12 protein-coding genes and 5 tRNA genes are annotated in these 17,229 nt (G+C 58.8%); 14 read left to right on the top strand and 3 right to left on the bottom strand.

The features are described 5' to 3' along the window. Positions 1 to 100 precede the first annotated feature (100 nt). From adk to ACUN8C_RS11135, 4 genes are all read left to right on the top strand, one after another. Positions 101 to 757: an adenylate kinase gene (adk, locus tag ACUN8C_RS11150; protein ID WP_445619282.1), complete on the top strand. Its 657-nt coding sequence runs from the start codon at positions 101 to 103 to the stop codon at positions 755 to 757. 307 nt (positions 758 to 1,064) lie between these two features. Continuing rightward, complete coding sequence (gene tsaB / locus ACUN8C_RS11145; RefSeq protein WP_445619281.1) at positions 1,065 to 1,748, top strand: tRNA (adenosine(37)-N6)-threonylcarbamoyltransferase complex dimerization subunit type 1 TsaB; 684 nt, start codon at positions 1,065 to 1,067, stop codon at positions 1,746 to 1,748. Positions 1,749 to 1,759: 11 nt separating this feature from the next. Next, positions 1,760 to 2,557 carry an undecaprenyl-diphosphate phosphatase gene (locus ACUN8C_RS11140; protein ID WP_445619280.1) on the top strand — a complete coding sequence of 266 codons (798 nt, stop codon included), beginning with the start codon at positions 1,760 to 1,762 and terminating at the stop codon, positions 2,555 to 2,557. Continuing rightward, positions 2,554 to 3,345: a class I SAM-dependent methyltransferase gene (locus tag ACUN8C_RS11135; protein WP_445619279.1), complete on the top strand. Its 792-nt coding sequence runs from the start codon at positions 2,554 to 2,556 to the stop codon at positions 3,343 to 3,345. Before ACUN8C_RS11140 ends, ACUN8C_RS11135 begins: the two co-directional genes overlap by 4 nt. Here ACUN8C_RS11135 and plsB read toward each other — a convergent pair. Then, positions 3,337 to 5,814 (bottom strand): glycerol-3-phosphate 1-O-acyltransferase PlsB, encoded by a 2,478-nt coding sequence (plsB, locus tag ACUN8C_RS11130; protein WP_445619278.1) that lies wholly within the window; start codon positions 5,812 to 5,814, stop codon positions 3,337 to 3,339. The two genes, ACUN8C_RS11135 and plsB, sit on opposite strands and share 9 nt — an antisense overlap. Before the next feature lie 143 nt (positions 5,815 to 5,957). Between plsB and ACUN8C_RS11125 the strand changes: the two genes are divergently transcribed. Then, positions 5,958 to 7,085: a phospholipase D-like domain-containing protein gene (locus tag ACUN8C_RS11125; RefSeq protein WP_445619277.1), complete on the top strand. Its 1,128-nt coding sequence runs from the start codon at positions 5,958 to 5,960 to the stop codon at positions 7,083 to 7,085. A 20-nt stretch (positions 7,086 to 7,105) separates the two neighbouring features. On the opposite strand, the gene ACUN8C_RS11120 is transcribed toward ACUN8C_RS11125, so the two are convergent. Further along, complete coding sequence (locus tag ACUN8C_RS11120) at positions 7,106 to 7,804, bottom strand: YecA/YgfB family protein (RefSeq protein ID WP_445619276.1); 699 nt, start codon at positions 7,802 to 7,804, stop codon at positions 7,106 to 7,108. Between the two features lie 77 nt (positions 7,805 to 7,881). On the opposite strand from ACUN8C_RS11120, the gene ACUN8C_RS11115 reads away from it, so the two are divergent. The 3 genes from ACUN8C_RS11115 to ACUN8C_RS11105 all read left to right on the top strand — a co-directional run bounded on the left by ACUN8C_RS11115 (position 7,882) and on the right by ACUN8C_RS11105 (position 11,418). After that, a complete protein-coding gene (locus tag ACUN8C_RS11115) occupies positions 7,882 to 8,418 on the top strand; it encodes a SprT family zinc-dependent metalloprotease (RefSeq protein WP_445619275.1) in 537 nt (178 codons plus the stop codon). A 157-nt stretch (positions 8,419 to 8,575) separates the two neighbouring features. Further along, positions 8,576 to 10,498, top strand: coding sequence for an acetate--CoA ligase (gene acs / locus ACUN8C_RS11110; protein ID WP_445621853.1), 1,923 nt, complete (start codon positions 8,576 to 8,578; stop codon positions 10,496 to 10,498). Between the two features lie 257 nt (positions 10,499 to 10,755). Next, positions 10,756 to 11,418 (top strand): response regulator, encoded by a 663-nt coding sequence (locus ACUN8C_RS11105; RefSeq protein ID WP_086622302.1) that lies wholly within the window; start codon positions 10,756 to 10,758, stop codon positions 11,416 to 11,418. A gap of 69 nt (positions 11,419 to 11,487) precedes the next feature. On the opposite strand, the gene ACUN8C_RS11100 is transcribed toward ACUN8C_RS11105, so the two are convergent. Continuing rightward, positions 11,488 to 15,429 carry a hybrid sensor histidine kinase/response regulator gene (locus ACUN8C_RS11100; RefSeq protein WP_445619274.1) on the bottom strand — a complete coding sequence of 1,314 codons (3,942 nt, stop codon included), beginning with the start codon at positions 15,427 to 15,429 and terminating at the stop codon, positions 11,488 to 11,490. Positions 15,430 to 15,617: 188 nt separating this feature from the next. On the opposite strand from ACUN8C_RS11100, the gene ttcA reads away from it, so the two are divergent. The 6 genes from ttcA (at position 15,618) to ACUN8C_RS11070 (ending at position 17,083) form a co-directional block, all read left to right on the top strand. Beyond that, the gene (ttcA, locus tag ACUN8C_RS11095) at positions 15,618 to 16,499 is read left to right on the top strand and encodes a tRNA 2-thiocytidine(32) synthetase TtcA (protein WP_445619273.1); all 882 of its coding nucleotides are present in this window, start codon (positions 15,618 to 15,620) and stop codon (positions 16,497 to 16,499) included. Between the two features lie 71 nt (positions 16,500 to 16,570). Beyond that, a tRNA-Val gene (locus tag ACUN8C_RS11090) sits at positions 16,571 to 16,646 on the top strand. 39 nt (positions 16,647 to 16,685) lie between these two features. Beyond that, a tRNA-Asp gene (locus tag ACUN8C_RS11085) sits at positions 16,686 to 16,762 on the top strand. A 34-nt stretch (positions 16,763 to 16,796) separates the two neighbouring features. Beyond that, a tRNA-Asp gene (locus ACUN8C_RS11080) sits at positions 16,797 to 16,873 on the top strand. 19 nt (positions 16,874 to 16,892) lie between these two features. Next, a tRNA-Val gene (locus tag ACUN8C_RS11075) sits at positions 16,893 to 16,968 on the top strand. A gap of 38 nt (positions 16,969 to 17,006) precedes the next feature. After that, positions 17,007 to 17,083, top strand: a tRNA-Asp gene (locus ACUN8C_RS11070). Positions 17,084 to 17,229: the final 146 nt, after the last annotated feature.

Here is a 17,229-nt window from a genome sequence, read left to right as displayed (position 1 = left end):
TGTCGTTATTGTTGCGTTTTATTTTCAGGTGGCCCGCCAGCCACGATTGTCTGGTGGCGTCGGTCCGGATCATGAGTCATTTATTGAGGAGCGGTTTTTCATGCGTTTGATCCTGTTGGGAGCCCCTGGTGCGGGTAAGGGGACGCAGGCCCGATTCATCTGCGAACGCTTCGATATCGTCCAGATTTCGACCGGCGATATGCTGCGGGCGGCCGTCAAGGAAGGCAATGAACTGGGCCTGAGGGTCAAGGAAATCATGTCTGCCGGTCAGCTCGTGTCCGATGATCTGATCATTGAACTGGTCAGGGAGCGTATCGCTCAGCCCGATTGTGCCAACGGCTTTTTGTTCGATGGTTTCCCCCGCACGATCGTGCAGGCGGATGCATTGAAAGAGGCCGGTATCGATCTGGATCACGTGCTTGAAATTCACGTGGCCGATGAAGAGATCATCAACCGGCTCTCCGGTCGCCGGGTTCACCCGGGTTCTGGGCGCGTCTATCACGTCGATAATCATCCGCCTCTCACGGCTGATATCGATAATGAAACCGGTGAGCCCCTGATTCAGCGCGAAGACGACCGCGAAGACACCGTGCGTCATCGTCTGGACGTGTACCATGACCAGACCGAGCCCCTGATTGCGTACTATCAGCAGTGGCAGGAGCAGGCGCCCGAGAAGGCACCGGCTTTCCATCGGATAGAGGGTGTAGGCAGTGTCGAGGAGATTCGTGCCCAGGTGGTCGCAGCACTCTCTGCCTGATCATTGAGGTCATGACAGGCGCTACAAAAACCGCGTGCCTTTGGGCAGGCGGTTTTTTTATATCCGGATTTCCCTTTCGAACTGTGCCGTTATGCATGTTTTTCGTAAGGTTGACGGAATGATTGAGCGGGCATGGTGTCTCTGTCACGGCAGTGTCATGATGCGCTGCTTCCATGGCCTGCGCTCATCGCTCACGTGCGGTGGTCTCATGGTTGTCTCCAGAACGCGGTTTTGAACACGTTTTGGACGGGCGTTGCGATACCTACGTATAATGCCGCCTCATTTTCGACTCTGACGTAGCGAGCCCATGACTAGCCTGCTGGCCCTTGATGCTTCCTCTTCTGCCTGCTCCGTGGCCCTTTGGATGAACGGTAACGTGATCGGCAGGGTAGAGCATGCCCCGCGGGGTCATACCCGTCGTCTCATGCCCATGATCGATGCACTTCTTGATGAGGCCGGCATTGCCCGTACCTCGCTGGATGCCATCGCCTATGGTCATGGACCGGGCGCCTTTACCGGCATTCGTATTGCGGCCGGGGCGGCCCAGGGCATCGCTTACGGGCTGGGGTGCCCGCTACTGGGTGTCTCAACGTTACGGGCGCTGGCACACAATGCCTGGCAGCGTGACGGCGCCAGTCTCGTCATGCCGGTACTCGATGCCCGTCTGGGCGAGCTTTACGTGGCGCTTTACCGGGTCGAGCAGGGGCGGCTGGAAGCCGTGATGGCCGATAGCGTCATGGCGCCGGAGTCGCTTGAACTGGCCTCGTGTTCGCCCGGATCGATCACCATGATCGGCAGCGGGGTTGCCCTCATGGACAGGCTGTCGTCCGAGGTTCGAACGTATGTAGGGGCAACGCTTGAGCATCGCGAACCCGAAGCCCGCGACATTGCACAACTGGCAGCCATGGATTTTGCCTCGGGGCTGATCACCAGCCCGCAGGAGGCCCTCCCCGTTTATCTGCGTGATCAGGTTGTTTCCAGCAAGCGTTAAGGATGCTCTTTATGGATTGGTTTCATGTGGTGGTGCTCTCCTTTATTCAGGGGATATCCGAATTTTTGCCTGTGTCGTCATCGGCACACCTGATTTTGCCATCACAGCTGTTTGGCTGGCCCGACCAGGGGCTGGCATTTGATGTTGCCGTTCATGTGGGGACGCTTCTGGCCGTGCTGATGGCCTTTCGCAAGGATGTCATCGCCATTCTGGGCGGCTGGTTTGCGCATGTGTTCAAGCGTCGCCCGAGCGAGGAAGCCCGTATCGGCTGGGCCGTGATTGCGGCCACCCTGCCGGCCGGCATTCTGGGCTTTCTGGGCGATGATCTGATCAGCAGCTACGCCCGATCCGGGCTTGTGATTGCGACCACCACCATCCTGTTTGGTCTGTTGCTGTGGTGGGCAGACGTCAAGGGCCTCAGAAAGCTCGTCATGTCGCAGATGACGCTTAAAAATGCCGTGCTGATCGGCTTTGCGCAGGCACTGGCCCTGATTCCAGGCACTTCTCGTTCAGGCATCACCATTACGGCGGCGCTGCTTCTGGGCTATACCCGCCAGACCGCGGCGCGTTTTTCGTTTTTGATGTCAATTCCGCTGATTCTGGCGGCAGGGCTTTTCAAGGGCATCGAGCTTGCCGAGACCGGCGCCGATGCCCACTGGCTGCCCATTCTCGGGGGTGTGGTTCTCTCCTTTTTGTCGGCACTGGCCTGTATCAAGCTCTTTTTGGCCGCGCTGGATCGTATCGGCATGCTGCCCTTTGTCATCTATCGCATGATTCTGGGCGTGTTCCTGTTTCTCTTTCTGGCATGACATCACCTGACGCCCTGACCAGTCCTGTGATGCTGGGCGATGATGCGCAAAGCCATGCCTTGGCACACCGGCTGGGGCTGACTCTGGCATCGACGCCGGACAGTGATGATCTATGGCTGCATTACGGCGAGCAGGGGCTGGTGCTGGGCGGTGACAAACGCCAGTTCGGTGCGCCGATTCAAGCGGACCTGGTGGGCGGTGGTGTGGCTCACCGCCGTCAGTTCGGTGGCGGGCGTGGGCAATTGATTGCCCGCGCCTGCGGTCTGAAACAGGGCGTATCACCGGATATCATTGATGCTACGGCGGGGCTTGGACGGGACAGCGCGGTGCTGGCCTCGCTTGGGTCGCGGGTCCTGATGATCGAGCGCCATCCGGTCGTGGCAGCCCTGCTGTTGGATGCGTTGAATCGAGCCTGCAGGCTGGAAGAACTAAAGGCGCTGACGCAGCGCCTTTATTTCGCGGAAGGGGACAGCAGCCAGACGCTGTCGGAACTGATCGCCACGTCAGACGTTGCGCCTCAGGTCATTCATCTTGATCCCATGTATCCGCATCAGGACAAATCGGCATTGGTGAAAAAGGAGATGCGCCTTTTTCGCCGTCTTGTCGGGGATGACACGGATGCGCCGCAGCTTTTGGCCCAGGCGCTCGATATCGCGACCCACCGGGTCGTGGTTAAAAGGCCAAAGGGTGCACCGCCCATCGAGGGGCCGGCCCCCAGCCATGAGATTGTTTCCAAAAACAGTCGCTATGACCTTTATGTGCATCGTTCCCTAAAACCCTCACGCTGAGGCTTCACTGTGCGGGCGCCCGGCGGTCAGCTCTGTAAGGCGATGGCGCAGGGCCGGATCAAACAGCATGCGGCTTTTCATCAGGGCTTCCGGAAGGCGGGCATCAAAGTTGAGCTTTTCCTGTGACTGCCAGAGCCAGCCGTCGCGTTCCAGGCTGTCCAGCAGTCCGGCAAACAGGCGTCGATCGAAGAACTCCGGTGCATTAAGCCCCTGTAGCCGCGTCAGTCGCTCTGCCAGCAGCTGACTCTGGGCTTCCAGTATTTCCCGGCTGATGGTGCCGTTGGGATAATGCATCAGCGTTGAAAAGAGGATAAAGCCGCGCTCGAGCGTCGGCTGAATGGCACGGCCCAGCAGATAGAGTCGTTCCCGCGCCTCATCGCCTGTCTCGGGACGCTGCCAGGTATCTCCCTTTCGTGTCAAAAGCCCCAGTGCCACGAACACTTCCAGCACGCCATTCAGATGCTCGGCGAAGGCCTGGTCATCGGCCTCAATGAAGAACTCCTGCTGAAGCGCCGGCCAGATGGGGGCCAGCAGGCTTTCAAGGGTGGTGAACTCAAGGCGGGCGTTATTGCGAAAGGCAAAGGCAACCAGCGCGTGAAGGGCAAAGAGATGCAGTACGTTGTTGCGATACCAGGTCAGCAGCGGCGCGCGCTCGTCGCTGACCGTGATTAAATCCCCCAGTGAATGTTCGATACGACTGACCATACCCAGATATTCACTGCGTTCTACCCATTCTCGTGGTCCCTGTTCGGGCAGTCGAACGCGTTTGCCGCCGGGAAGGCGTTCCTGTAGTGCATACAGCGTCTTGAGCTGGCGCATGAGCAGATCGATTTCGATGGTGCGATGTGGCGTGGCCAGCATCGTCAGGGCGACCATCGAAATGGGCGTGAGCGCGGCGGCGTGATTGATGCGGGTGGCAATTTCAAGGCTTAGATTCGGCACGGCCTCTCGCAGCCAGTCGGCTTCGGGCCCGGGCTTCTGCGAGCGCCAGTCAGGGAAGCGCTGATTCAGATAGCTGCCCAGCACCAGCGGTTCGCCAACGCTGACCTGAACGCGTCCAAAGGGCTGGCGCAAATGGCGCAGCACGCGCAGCAGTCCCAGTGGGGTCTCCTTGCGCTTTTTGCCCGTGCGCAGCTCGCGGATATAGGCATTGGATTCGAGCACTTTCTCATAGCCGATATAAATCGGTATGAAGGCCAGTTCGCGACTTGGTGCTCGGGCATGAGAGCGTAGCGTCATCGACAGCATGCCGGGTTTGGGGGAGAGCATGCGGCCGGTGCGCGAGCGTCCGCCTTCGATGAAGTATTCAACCGGGTGCCCCTGAGACAGCAGTTGATGCAGATATTCATTGAACACGGCGCCGTACAGCCGGTTACCCTTGAAGCTGCGACGCATAAAAAAGGCGCCGGCGCGTCGCAGCAGCGGGCCGATCAGGGGCATGTCGAGATTGCGGCCGGCGGCAATATGCGGCGGCATCAGCCCCTGTTGATAGAGCACGTAGGAGAGCAGCAGATAGTCGATATGGCTGCGGTGACAGGGGACATAGACCAGCTCATGGGTCCCTGCCAGGGCTTCGACATCCTCGATGCCGTGCACATCGATGCCATCGTAAAGCCGATTCCACAGTCGGCCCAGCACCTGATAGAGAAAGCGCAGCACCGGGGCGGACATGTTGGCGGCAATTTCAAAGCCATAGCGCTCGGCACGCTGCAGGGCGTGCCCATCGCGTTCGCCGCGCTCCAGTGCGCTGTCGTGCACGGCTGCCCGAACGGCGGGCTGGCGCAACACCCGTCTGATCAGTGTGCGACGATGAGAAAGGTCGGGCCCGATGGCCTGGAGCCGAACGCGGCGAAAATAGCGCCTTAAAAAGCGGGTGATGCGGGTGCGGTTGAACTGCTGATCGACATCGCCATGGGCCATCAGGGTACGCAGCGATACCGGTTCTCCCAGGCGGATCTCGAGCGAGCGGCCGTTGATGATCACGCCCGCCAGACGCTGCAGGCGGCCCACCAGCGACCAGCCGTCGGCAGTCAGGAGATGACGCAGGCCTACCCGCTCACGCTGCGGGGCACGCCCCCAGAACAGCGTGACCGGTACCAGGTCCACATCACTGTCAGGGTACTCTTCCAGTGCCGTGATCAGATGATCCAGCGATGTGGAGCGATCGACATGGCCACGGTGACGGCGATAGTGCGTTGCATCGAACAGGGCCATGCGCGCCGGAAAACGACGACCATGGGCCAGGCAGACATTGCCGTCGGGAGAGGGCAGGCCAAGGCGCTGACAGAAAATGGACAGTGCCAGACGATCAGACAGGGCCGACACCGGTAGTATGTAGATGATCGGCCGATCATGCCCGGTGAAAAGTGTTTTCGGGCATTCGGGGTCAATGCTGCGAAAGCGTAGCCAGGCGCCGAGCGCTCGGCACCCCAGGCGCTGCCAGAATCCCTGTGAAGATGTTTCAGACATGGCCGGTTTGCTCGCTGAATCGGGAATATGGAAGGTTGAATGGCCTGACAGTGAGATCTGCACCGATCCGATGACATGGCACTATAGTATAGCGCCGGTTGAATCGACATGGCCCAGAGGGCAGCAAGACAGGGAGATGCAACATGAGAGAGCAGTGGCATGACGGCAATCATTTTTCCCTGTTGCCGACGGCAGACTGTTTTGTGCCAGCACTGCTTGACGCCATCGATCACGCGAAAGCCTCGATTCTGATCGAGCTCTATATCGTCGAGGACGGCGACATGGGGGAGCGTTTTTTTGAAGCACTCATCCGGGCCTGCGCTCGCGGCGTCGATGTGCGGCTTTTAATTGATGCCTGCGGGTCATGGTCACTCTCCGATGAAAGCAAGCAGCGTCTGGTGGATGCCAACATTTCCCTGCGTGAGTTCAATGTCCTGTCGCTCAGACATCTGGGGCGTTTCATTTCCAGGGATCATCGAAAGCTGGTCATCATCGACGGACATACCGCCTTTACGGGGGGCTTTGGGATCAGTGATCAGTTTCTCGGGTCATGGTTTGAAGTGGCCATCCGCATCACCGGCCCATGTGTTGATGACTGGATTGGATTGTTCAATCGAGTGTGGCGCTCAAGAAAGGCCCAGGATTTTGTGACCGGTGCCCGTCGCAGGGGCGACACGCCCGAGATTGCGCCGAATCCAATGCGCTGTGAAGGTCATATGGTTGGTCGCGTGGTCTGGGGGCAGGGGTATCACTATCAGGCCATCCGCCGCTCACTGCAGCATCAGGTCAGTACGGCTCAAACGCGTATCTGGATCTGTACGCCTTATTTCGTACCCACGCGCACGTTGAGAAGGCAGCTGCGCCGGGCGGCACGTCGCGGGGTGGATGTGCGGCTATTGCTGGCCGCGCGTGATCACGATCATCCCAGTGTGCGCTACGCCGGGCAGCGGTTTTTTACCCGGCTTCTGCGATCAAACGTGCGCATTTTCGAGTTCCAGCCGCGTTTTATTCATGCCAAGTTCAGCCTGTGTGACGGCTGGGCCACCATTGGCTCATGCAATTTTGATCACTGGAGCCTGCAGTGGAATCTGGAGGCCAATCAGGAAATTGATGATCCCGATTTTGCAACCGAGCTGGGTGAGCTCTTTGAGCGCTGTTTCGATCAGTGCCATGAAATCAGCGCTGTCCACTGGGCGTCGCGGTCGCGACGCCAGCGGCTGCGTGAGTGGGTCTACGGCATGATGGATGCGCTGATTACCCGATTGCGCTGAAGGCTTTTGCCAGACGTCTTTTACTGGCGCTTGCCCGGGCCTCTGGATTTGCCCTTGCTGTTTGAGTTGCCCTTTGCGCCCTTGCTGCCTTTTGAGGGTGCGGGGGCAGGCTTTTCAACCGGTGCGCGCTGCAGCAGGTAAAGATCCAGCGTCAGCTCGGCCAGCTGACCTGCCAGACGGGTTGCTTCGGCGGGCTGTTGGCCAAGGGCTGCCAGCTCCGGATCTTCCTCGTCAAACAGGCCCGACAGGGTCATGAAGGGCAGCAGCAGTTCAGCGGCCGTCTCTTCCTGAGTGCCGAACCAGGCCGCCTCATCAAGAAAAACGCCTTCCATGAAGCCGGCACACCAGAGACGTACGGGATGCTCTTCGTTGTCTTCTTCGCTGCCTTCAAACTCGAGGTCAAAGGGCAGGTCCGGGAGGTTGCCGTTTTCAAACACTTCGACTGCATTGACGAGCAGGGCATCCAGCGCGTCCAGGGTCTCCTGGCGCTGCTGATCGCTTTCAAAGTCGGGCGTGGTGTCAAAAATCAGGGCATGGCGCTCATCGCGGTCGTGAGACACGGTCGAGATGGCCAGCGCCGTCAGAAGCCCATGGGCGCCAAACAGGTCCAGCGCTTCCTCGTTGACGCGTTCGGAGTCGAGAAACTCGAACAGGGCGTCAAGACGCTCATCCTCCAGCAGTGGTACCGATTGCGGCGTATCGGCCGTGATATCATTCATTGATCAGCATCCATACAGTAAGCGGCGCGTGGCACGGCAGCCGGGCCGCCGGGTTGAGAGTGCATAGTTTATCATCCATGACCGATTTTCCTGCCAGCGACATTGATGACTTTCCGCTCGGCGATGCCAGCCGCGCCCGGCTGTTGGCTCATGTTGAGCAATGTCTTGTGACGGCCCGCACTCACTATCCGACGCTGCCATCTCCCGGGATCTGGTGCGATCTGCGCGGGCGCAGTGCCGGTCAGGCGCATTATGGTCGTGGTGGTCTGCGCTTTAACATGACGCTGTACGGTGAGCAGCCCGAGGCCTTTCTTGCCGAGGTGGTGCCGCATGAAATGGCCCACTGGGTCGTTCATCATGCCTGTCCCGGGCGTGTCCGACCGCATGGCGTGCAGTGGCAGCGGGTCATGATCGAGGTGTTCGACCGGCCACCCAGCGTTACCCATTGCTTTGATACTTCGCGTGCCAGTCCTGCCCCCTATCCCTATCTCTGTGGCTGTCGTCGGCACTACTTTACCCGGCGGCGCCATAACAACGTGCGCCGAGGCAGTCGATATCGCTGTCGCCACTGCGGCGAGGCACTGCGTCCTGAAGCCCGTGACGATCGCGTGTGATGCGATTCAGGCGAAAAGAGAATGGTCGAACAGTGACCATCGTCTAATGGTCAGTCTGCCCCTGCCTGACGCTAATCTATGGGTCACACTATCCAATGGTGGGTCTGCGTGACCCATTAGATCAAGGAGATGCGACATGAGCCATACTGCCCCAGCCATGGCAGGTGCCGCACAAAAGCTGCGTAGCCCAATCAGCGAGCAGGACTACCGCGAGCGCTATCGTTATTCGATCGAATCTCCTGAAGCGTTCTGGCGTGAAGAGATGCAGCGTCTTGACTGGATGCGCACGCCAGAAAAAATTCTCAATGGTCATTTCGGCGACAACCATTCCCGAATCAAATGGTTTGAAGACGGTGTGCTTAATGCCTCCGTCAACTGCCTGGATCGTCATCTTGAAAGCCGCGGCGATAAGCCGGCCATCCTCTGGGAAGGCGATAATCCCGATCACCAGCGCGTCCTGACCTATTGCGAGCTGCATGAACGAACGTGTCGGTTTGCCAATATGCTCAAGGCGCTTGGGGTAGGGCGTGGCGACACCGTTACGCTGTACATGCCGATGATTCCGGAAGCGGCCATGGCCATGCTGGCGTGCGCACGTATCGGTGCCGTGCATTCCGTAGTGTTTGGCGGCTTCTCGCCCGAGGCGCTGGCAGGACGGATATCGGATTGCGCCTCCCGTGTGGTGATTACCGCCGATATTTCGCGTCGGGGTGGCAAGCAGGTGCCGCTCAAGAAAAACGTCGACGAGGCGCTGGCCATCAAGGGTACCGAGTGCGTCGAGCATGTGCTGGTCGTTCCCTGTGGTGACAAGCCCATTGACTGGCAATCCCGCGATATCGATGCCTGCGCGATGATGCAGGAGCAGTCTGCAGCCTGTGAGCCCGAGGCCATGGGCGCCGAGGACCCCCTGTTCATTCTTTACACCTCGGGGTCAACGGGCACGCCCAAGGGCCTGATGCATACCACCGGGGGATATCTGCTGTATGCCGCCATGACCCATCAGGAGATTTTTGGACTACGTGAAGACGATGTCTACTGGTGCGCCGCCGATGTGGGCTGGGTCACCGGTCACTCCTATGTGGTGTATGGGCCGCTGGCCAACGGCGCCACAACGGTCATGTTTGAAGGCGTGCCGAGCTATCCGAATTACGGTCGCGTTGGGGAGGTGATTGACCGGCACAACATTACGATTTTCTATACCTCGCCGACGGCCATCCGCGCCATGATGGGCCATGGCGATCATGTCATGGACAGCAGCCGACGTGATTCGCTGCGCCTAATCGGGACGGTGGGTGAGCCCATAAACCCGCAGGCCTGGCACTTCAGCCATCAGATTATTGGCAACGGGCGCTGCCCGATCATGGATACCTGGTGGCAGACCGAAACCGGTGGCCACATGATGGCGCCTCTGACCGACGTTGAAAACGTCAAGCCCGGCGCGGCCATGCGGCCGTTCTTCGGCATTCGTCCGGCATTGATGGATGCCGAGGGCAAGCGCATTGAAGGTGATGGCGAAGGCAGTCTGGTTATCGAAGGCAGCTGGCCGGGTCAGGCGCGTACCATCTGGGGCAACCACGAGCGTTTCGAGGAAACCTATTTCAGCATGCATCCCGGCGCCTACTTCACCGGTGATGGCGCGCACCGCGATGCCGATGGGGATTACTGGATTACCGGGCGTATCGATGATGTGCTCAATGTCTCCGGGCACCGCATGGGCACGGCCGAGATTGAATCGGCACTGGTGGCGCATCCGGCCGTTGCCGAGGCGGCGGTTGTAGGCTTTCCTCATGACATGAAGGGGCAGGGTATCTATGCCTACATCACCCTCATGCAGGGAGCAGAGCCCAGCGAGGCGCTGAGCAAGGAGCTCAATGAGGTCGTGCGCCGCGACATCGGGGCCATTGCCAAGCTGGATGCCATCCAGTGGGCGCCGGGTCTGCCCAAGACGCGTTCCGGCAAGATCATGCGACGTATTCTTCGCAAGATTGCTGCCAATGAAGTGGATGGCCTTGGCGACATCAGTACCCTGTCCGATCCTGAGGTTGTGGAAGCCCTGATCAAGGAGCGCGTTCACCACTAGGGAATATGCTCATCTGATTCTCGATCACGACAAGCGCGTCATCTTGTCGCATAATGGACGTTAGCGCCGGGGAACCGGTTGCTAACGTTTTATTTTGGAAATAAAAAAATCATGGGGTAACATGCTGAGATTGCTGGTTACATGATCGGCAGGTGGCATGATGACGCTCGGCCTTGCACTGCTGATGACGTGGCTGACCGCGTTTTGACCGGGGCTGGGCCGTCCTGAATGATACGGGGAATCCTGGAGGAAACTGCATGGCCTTTGCCCAGAAGTTTATCGTGGCAGACGATCACCCCTTGTTTCGTGCGGCACTGACGCAGTCATTGCGTCAGGTAGCGGCCAATGCCGAGATTGTTGAAGCCGATACCATGGAAGCCACCATCGAGGTCGTTACGCGCCATCCTGATGCTGACCTGATTCTTCTGGATCTGCGTATGCCCGGTGCACATGGTTTTTCAGGCCTGATTCAGCTGCGCGGACAGATGCCTGACATCCCCGTGGCAGTGATCTCGGGCAGTGAAGAGCCGCAGGTGGTTCGTCGCTCTCTTGATTATGGGGCGTCCGGTTTTATTCCCAAGTCGGCGTCACTGGATACGATCGCCGGTGGCATCAGTGCCATCCTTGATGGCGAGATATGGCTTCCGCCTGAAATGGCTGACTATCTTGGAGACGGCGACGAGGAAGAAGCCAAGTTTGCCGCGGCGATCGCATCACTGACGCCGCAGCAGTTTCGCGTGCTCAACATGCTGACCGAGGGCCTGCTGAACAAGCAGATTGCCTACGACCTCAATGTTTCCGAGGCGACCATCAAGGCGCACGTCACGGCGATTTTACGCAAGCTGGGTGTTCATTCGCGAACGCAGGCGGTGATCGCGGCTCAGAAACTGGAAGTAGAACCTTCACGTGTCGAAAACTGAACGTAATTTCGATCGTTAAAAATCCCGGCATGAACCGGGATTTTTTGTGCCTTGTGATGGCGTGTCGGCTCAGTTCACACGGCGGTTGGCCTGAAGGGTTCGGGTCAGCAGTGCGCGCAGGGCCGCCGGTCGCACCGGCTTGTTCAGCAGGTGATAGCCTGCTCTGCGGATCAGATCTGCCACCTCTTCAGTACGGTCAGCCGTGATCACGATACCGGGCACATCTTCGGTAAAGCGCTCGGCAAGCGACTCCAGCGCCATCAGTCCTGTGACTTCGTTGTCCAGATGGTAATCGGCCAGAATGATATCGGGCTCGCCGGTCATGTTGCGTACCACCGAGCGGGCACCGCCGATCGAGGTGGCCGTAAACACCTCGCACTCCCAGCCTTCCAGCATTGCCTTCATGCCTTCAAGCGTCATGGTCTCATTGTCGATACAGATGATACGTGCACCGCGAATGCGATTGCCGGCGCTCTTCTGAGCGGCCTGGGTTTCCTGACGGGTGAGTACCGCGCCTCGCTTGAGCGGCACGCCAAGGGCAAAGACCGTGCCGTGGCCTTCCCGTGATCGAATGGTGATGGGATGGTCCAGTACCCGTGCCATGCGATCGGCGATCGAAAGGCCCAGCCCCAGCCCCTTTTCACTTTCCCGGTGACGGGACTTTTGATCCAGCCGTCGGAACTCCTGAAAAATCTCGGACTGACGTGACTCCGGAATGCCGGGTCCGGTATCCCAGACTTCGATCGATAGATTCTCGCCCCGGCGGCGACAGCCCAGCAGAACACGACCGTGCTGGGTATAGCGCAGGGCATTGGAGAGGAAGTTCTGAATGATGCGTCTGAGCATCTGCGGATCACTGTCGATCACGGTGCCCGTTTCGACCATGTCCAGATCCAGTCCGCGATCCAGAGCCATGACCGAAAACTCCGCATACAGAGGGCGCAGAATCTCATTGAGGGCAAACACCTGACGTCGAGGGGTCAGGGCACCGGCATCCAGCTTGGAGATGTCCAGAAGCGTGCCCAGCAGCTCCTCTGCCGCCTGAAGTGAGTTGTCGATGTGGACCAGCGTGTCGTGGTGTTCGCTCTCTGCCAGGCGCTGGGTCAGTGCCGAAGTGAAGAGCCGTGCAGCATTGAGCGGCTGGAGCAGGTCGTGGCTGGCTGCGGCGAGAAAGCGTGTCTTTGAAGCGTTGGCGGTTTCGGCAACCTGCTTGGCCTGCCGCAGCGCCAGTTCCGCTTCCGAGCGCACCCGGTTTTCCTGACGCAGCGCAATGTTGACCTCGGACAGTTCGCGGGTTCGCTCACGCACGCGCTCCTCGAGATGTTCGTTGGTTTCCTTGAGGGCGATCTCGGCCAGCCGACGCTCGGTAATGTCCTGATACAGCGCGAAAAAGCCCAGTACCCGACCGGCTTCTCCGACATGGGGCGTATAGGTAGCCAGCATATAGCGTGTCCCGCCTTCACGGTCGAACAGGGAGAGCTCCCAAGAGACGCGTTCACCGCCGAGTGCCCGCTGCATCCAGGGGGCACGCAGTTTCCATGTACTGGCGGTCATGACGTCTTCAGCACGCTTGCCGATGGCCTGCAGTCGATCCACCTCCATGGCGGTTTCATAGGCGCGATTGGTAAAGAGGTAGTGACAGTCGCGGTCAAAATAGGCGATCAGCGCCGGCACATTGTCGGTATAGATACGGATGTTGTTTTCCGAGCGGATCAGCGCCTCTTCGGTGCGCTTCTGGTCGGTCACATCCTGATAGGTGTAAACAAAACCGCCGCCCACCATGGGGTTGCCATGGATGTCGAGCACGCTGTCATCCTGTCGATAGCGCTGATAGTGATGCGCCTGGCCGCCGCGAATATTGTCCATCAACAGGCGCACATGTTCCTGCGGATCCCCGGGGCCATATTCACCGTGCTCGGCGTTATATAAAAAGATGCGCTCGATGGGTTCGCCGACATGAATCAGGTGGTCAGGAAAGCGAAACAGCTCCAGATAGCGCTGGTTCCAGACCACGATGCGCAGCTTGTGATCCACCACCATCACGCCCTGATTGATGTTCTCGATGGTGGCCTGCAAAAGGGATCGGTTGAACTCGAGCACCTGAGAGGCTTCATCGACGATGGAGACGACATCAGAAATCGACACGTCCCGCCCCGAAAGGGCCGAGTTCATCACGATGCGCGCCGAAGAGGCCCCGATGGCCGAGGCCAGAAGCCGTTCGGTAAAACCGATCAGATCGATCGACGCGCGCATGCCCGGTTCCAGGCGCTGCTGATGGCGCCATCCATAGTCATTGAAGGCGCGTTCGACCTGATCTTCGTTGAGAAAGCGTCGGGACAGGGACTTGAGATCACTCACCGACGTTGTGCCACCCCATGGGCGATTGATCAGCGTCTGGTGAGACGCCACGCTGTCGACAAACAGCGATGCCTGAATGCGCTCGACCACGCGCTGTCGCGTGACCTGGGAGAAAAAGATGTAGCAGAAAAGGTTCACGCCCAGCGACAGCAGTACCCCCTGAGTGATGGGGTCATCCAGAGACAGGCCCAGCAGATTGGCGGGGCTGAGCAGTTCCAGACCCATCGGGCCTGCATCGATGGGAAAGGAGAAAAGGCCCGTGCGTACCAGTGTGGGCAGCAGGAGGGTATAGGCCCAGATCAGAAAGCCCAGCAGCAGCCCCAGACTGACGCCCAGACGGTTGCCTCGTTTCCAGTAGAGCCCGCCGATCAGTGCCGGGGCCAGCTGCGCCAGCGCGGCCAGTGACAGTACCCCAAGGCTTGCCAGCGAGCTGGAAGGGGCGGTGAGCTTGTAAAAACCGTAGGCCAGCGCCAGCGTCAGCACGATGATCAGACGGCGGATACGCAGTACCCAGCGGGCATAATCGCCGTGGCGCGCGTCAAATCCCTTGAAGCGCAGCAGCAGGGGAATGACGACTTCGTTGGAGATCATGATGGACAGGGTTACGGCGGCCATGATGACCATGCCGCTGGCGGCCGCAAACCCGCCAATGAACGTGACCATGACCAGCCAGGGTTGGTCGAGTGCCATGGCGAGGTGCAATACCCACGTATCCGGATCAAGCCCCTGGCCTTCAAACAGGGTCAGGGCGGCCACGGCCAGCGGGAGCACGAAAAAACCGGCCGCCACCAGGTACAGCGGAAAAAGCCAGCGGGCTCGGGCGGTGTCGTCGGTACTGGTGTTTTCAACCACGGTGACGTGGAACTGACGGGGAATGCAGAACACGGCCAGCATGGCCAGTAGCGTCTGGGTCCAGAAGCCCTGGCCGAAGCTGGCGCTGCTGAAATGACTGCCGGCGGAAAGATCATGCACCGCGCGGCTTGAAAGCTCGCCCAGACCGTCAAAGGCGCCCCAGGTGATCAAGGCGCCCAGCAGCACAAAGGCGCCGAGCTTGACCACGGACTCAAAGGCAATGGCCTGAATCAATCCTTCGTGATGCTCGGTGGCATCGGTGTGTCGTGTGCCAAACAAAATGGCAAAAAGCGCCATGAGCGCGGCCACATAAAAGGCGGTATCGCCGAGAATGGGAGAGCGCACAATGTCATTGTTGGCGGTCAGCACTGTAAAACTGGCTGCCATGGCCTTGAGCTGCAGGGCCAGGTAGGGAAGGGTGCCCAGCAGGGCGACCAGGCTGGCCAATGCCGCCAGTGCCTGGGTCTTGCCGTAGCGAGATGCAATAAAATCGGCGATCGAGGTGATATTTTGTCGCTTGGCGACGCGAATCATCTTGGTCAGGATGGGCCAGAACAGCAAAAAGGCCAGGATGGGGCCCAGAAAAACGCTGAGGTACTGAAGGCCCGAGTTGGCCACCTGACCCACACTGCCGTAGAAGGTCCATGAGGTGCAGTACACGGCCAGGGCCAGACTGTAGACCAGCGGTCGCCGCTTTGCCGGCCCGAGCCTTCGGGCACGCTGGTCACCCCGCCAGGCAATGCCAAAGAGGGTGGCGATGTATAACAGCGAGATGGTGAGCAGTAACCAGCCCTGGAACATCGTGAAAATCCTTGCCTGATCCGCGTAACGGCTGCTTCATGGTGGCAGCCTTGAAATACCGATAACGCTCCGGTGTTTGCCGGCGTGCTATCGCCCCTTCAGGCCCCGCATAACGTGCCGGGGCTTCGCCTGTACCAGACGGCGATGATAAAGTAGCGCCAATGTCGCATTAATCTGAAGTCATCTCCATGCAAGAACTTGATCAGTCCGTGAATACCCGCCAGAAGCGGGAATTAGACAAGCTTCAAAAGCGCCTTCGCCGCCATGTTGGCAACGCCATTATCGACTACGCCATGATCAACGAGGGCGACAGGGTGATGGTGTGCCTTTCCGGTGGCAAGGATTCCTACACCATGCTCGAGATTCTTCGCAATCTTCAGCGCAATGCGCCGGTGAATTTCGAACTGGTGGCCGTCAATATGGATCAAAAGCAGCCCGGCTTTCCCGAGCATGTGCTGCCGGCGTATCTGGAAAAACAGGGCATCGAATATCACATCGTCGAGCGCGATACCTATTCGATCGTCAAGGAGAAGGTGCCCGAGGGCAAAACGACCTGCGGGCTGTGTTCACGGCTGCGTCGCGGCACGCTCTATGGCTTTGCCGAAGAGATCGGGGCCAACAAGATCGCTCTGGGCCATCACCGTGATGACATGCTGGAAACCCTTTTTCTCAACATGTTCTTTGGGGGCTCGCTCAAGTCGATGCCGCCCAAGCTGCTCTCCGATGACGGCAAAAATATCGTGATTCGTCCGATGGCCTACTGCTCGGAGGCCGATATTGTCCGCTTTTCCGAAGCCATGGCCTTTCCCATCATTCCGTGCAATCTGTGTGGCAGTCAGGAAAACCTGCAGCGCCAGGTCGTCAAGGAAATGCTGGCAGACTGGGAGCGCAAGCATCCCGGGCGAGTGGATACCATGTTCAAGGCACTGACCAATGTGGCGCCTTCTCAGCTGGCGGATCGTGACCTGTTCGATTTCCACGGCCTTGAGGAAAAACAGCGCCTGATGAAGCGGGATCGCATTGATACGATCAACCTCATGGCGCAGGATGCCGATACGCCGCTGTCATGAATTTGCCGCTTTTGTTCTGGAAGTGTTTGACTTTCCTGCAATGATCGGTAGAATGCAGCGCCACATGACCCGGGTGGTTAGCTCAGTTGGAAGAGCACCAGCCTTACAAGCTGGGGGTCACTGGTTCGAGCCCAGTACCACCCACCATCATTCTTGATAAGGTCATGTTGCTGTAATCAGGGTTGCGGACTGGTAGTTCAGTTGGTTAGAATGCCGGCCTGTCACGCCGGAGGTCGCGGGTTCAAGTCCCGTCCAGTCCGCCAAATCTCTGGGTGCAGTAATATTTCGATAGTCGTTGGACTGGTAGTTCAGTTGGTTAGAATGCCGGCCTGTCACGCCGGAGGTCGCGGGTTCAAGTCCCGTCCAGTCCGCCATCGAAATTGTCGTACTATCGGGTGGTTAGCTCAGTTGGAAGAGCACCAGCCTTACAAGCTGGGGGTCACTGGTTCGAGCCCAGTACCACCCACCATCATCTTCCAAAGATGATCTGATGTTGCAAGTGTATGCGGACTGGTAGTTCAGTTGGTTAGAATGCCGGCCTGTCACGCCGGAGGTCGCGGGTTCAAGTCCCGTCCAGTCCGCCATTCGCTTGAATATTGATTGTTTTCCTTCCTGCATGATCACTGTCATGTCTGCCTGATTCCGTTCTGCCTGATGACGCATTGCTCCTGTAACGCCATGCGGTCGTTGTTTACGGGATACCGGCTTGCCAGTCTCTGCTGCGCGCTGC

Source organism: Kushneria sp. Sum13, assembly GCF_052692355.1.
Note: the sequence above shows the minus strand (reverse complement) of the source record. Positions and strands in the feature narration are given on the sequence as shown.

Excerpts from the sequence above, each read along its gene's own strand:
- ACUN8C_RS11115 (WP_445619275.1), top strand. The coding sequence starts at position 7,882 with ATGACCGATTTTCCTGCCAGCGACATTGATGACTTTCCGCTCGGCGAT.
- plsB (WP_445619278.1), bottom strand. The coding sequence starts at position 5,814 with ATGTCTGAAACATCTTCACAGGGATTCTGGCAGCGCCTGGGGTGCCGA.
- ttcA (WP_445619273.1), top strand. The coding sequence starts at position 15,618 with ATGCAAGAACTTGATCAGTCCGTGAATACCCGCCAGAAGCGGGAATTA.
- adk (WP_445619282.1), top strand. The coding sequence starts at position 101 with ATGCGTTTGATCCTGTTGGGAGCCCCTGGTGCGGGTAAGGGGACGCAG.
- ACUN8C_RS11120 (WP_445619276.1), bottom strand. The coding sequence starts at position 7,804 with ATGAATGATATCACGGCCGATACGCCGCAATCGGTACCACTGCTGGAG.
- acs (WP_445621853.1), top strand. The coding sequence starts at position 8,576 with ATGGCAGGTGCCGCACAAAAGCTGCGTAGCCCAATCAGCGAGCAGGAC.
- ACUN8C_RS11105 (WP_086622302.1), top strand. The coding sequence starts at position 10,756 with ATGGCCTTTGCCCAGAAGTTTATCGTGGCAGACGATCACCCCTTGTTT.
- ACUN8C_RS11135 (WP_445619279.1), top strand. The coding sequence starts at position 2,554 with ATGACATCACCTGACGCCCTGACCAGTCCTGTGATGCTGGGCGATGAT.
- ACUN8C_RS11100 (WP_445619274.1), bottom strand. The coding sequence starts at position 15,429 with ATGTTCCAGGGCTGGTTACTGCTCACCATCTCGCTGTTATACATCGCC.
- ACUN8C_RS11125 (WP_445619277.1), top strand. The coding sequence starts at position 5,958 with ATGAGAGAGCAGTGGCATGACGGCAATCATTTTTCCCTGTTGCCGACG.
- tsaB (WP_445619281.1), top strand. The coding sequence starts at position 1,065 with ATGACTAGCCTGCTGGCCCTTGATGCTTCCTCTTCTGCCTGCTCCGTG.
- ACUN8C_RS11140 (WP_445619280.1), top strand. The coding sequence starts at position 1,760 with ATGGATTGGTTTCATGTGGTGGTGCTCTCCTTTATTCAGGGGATATCC.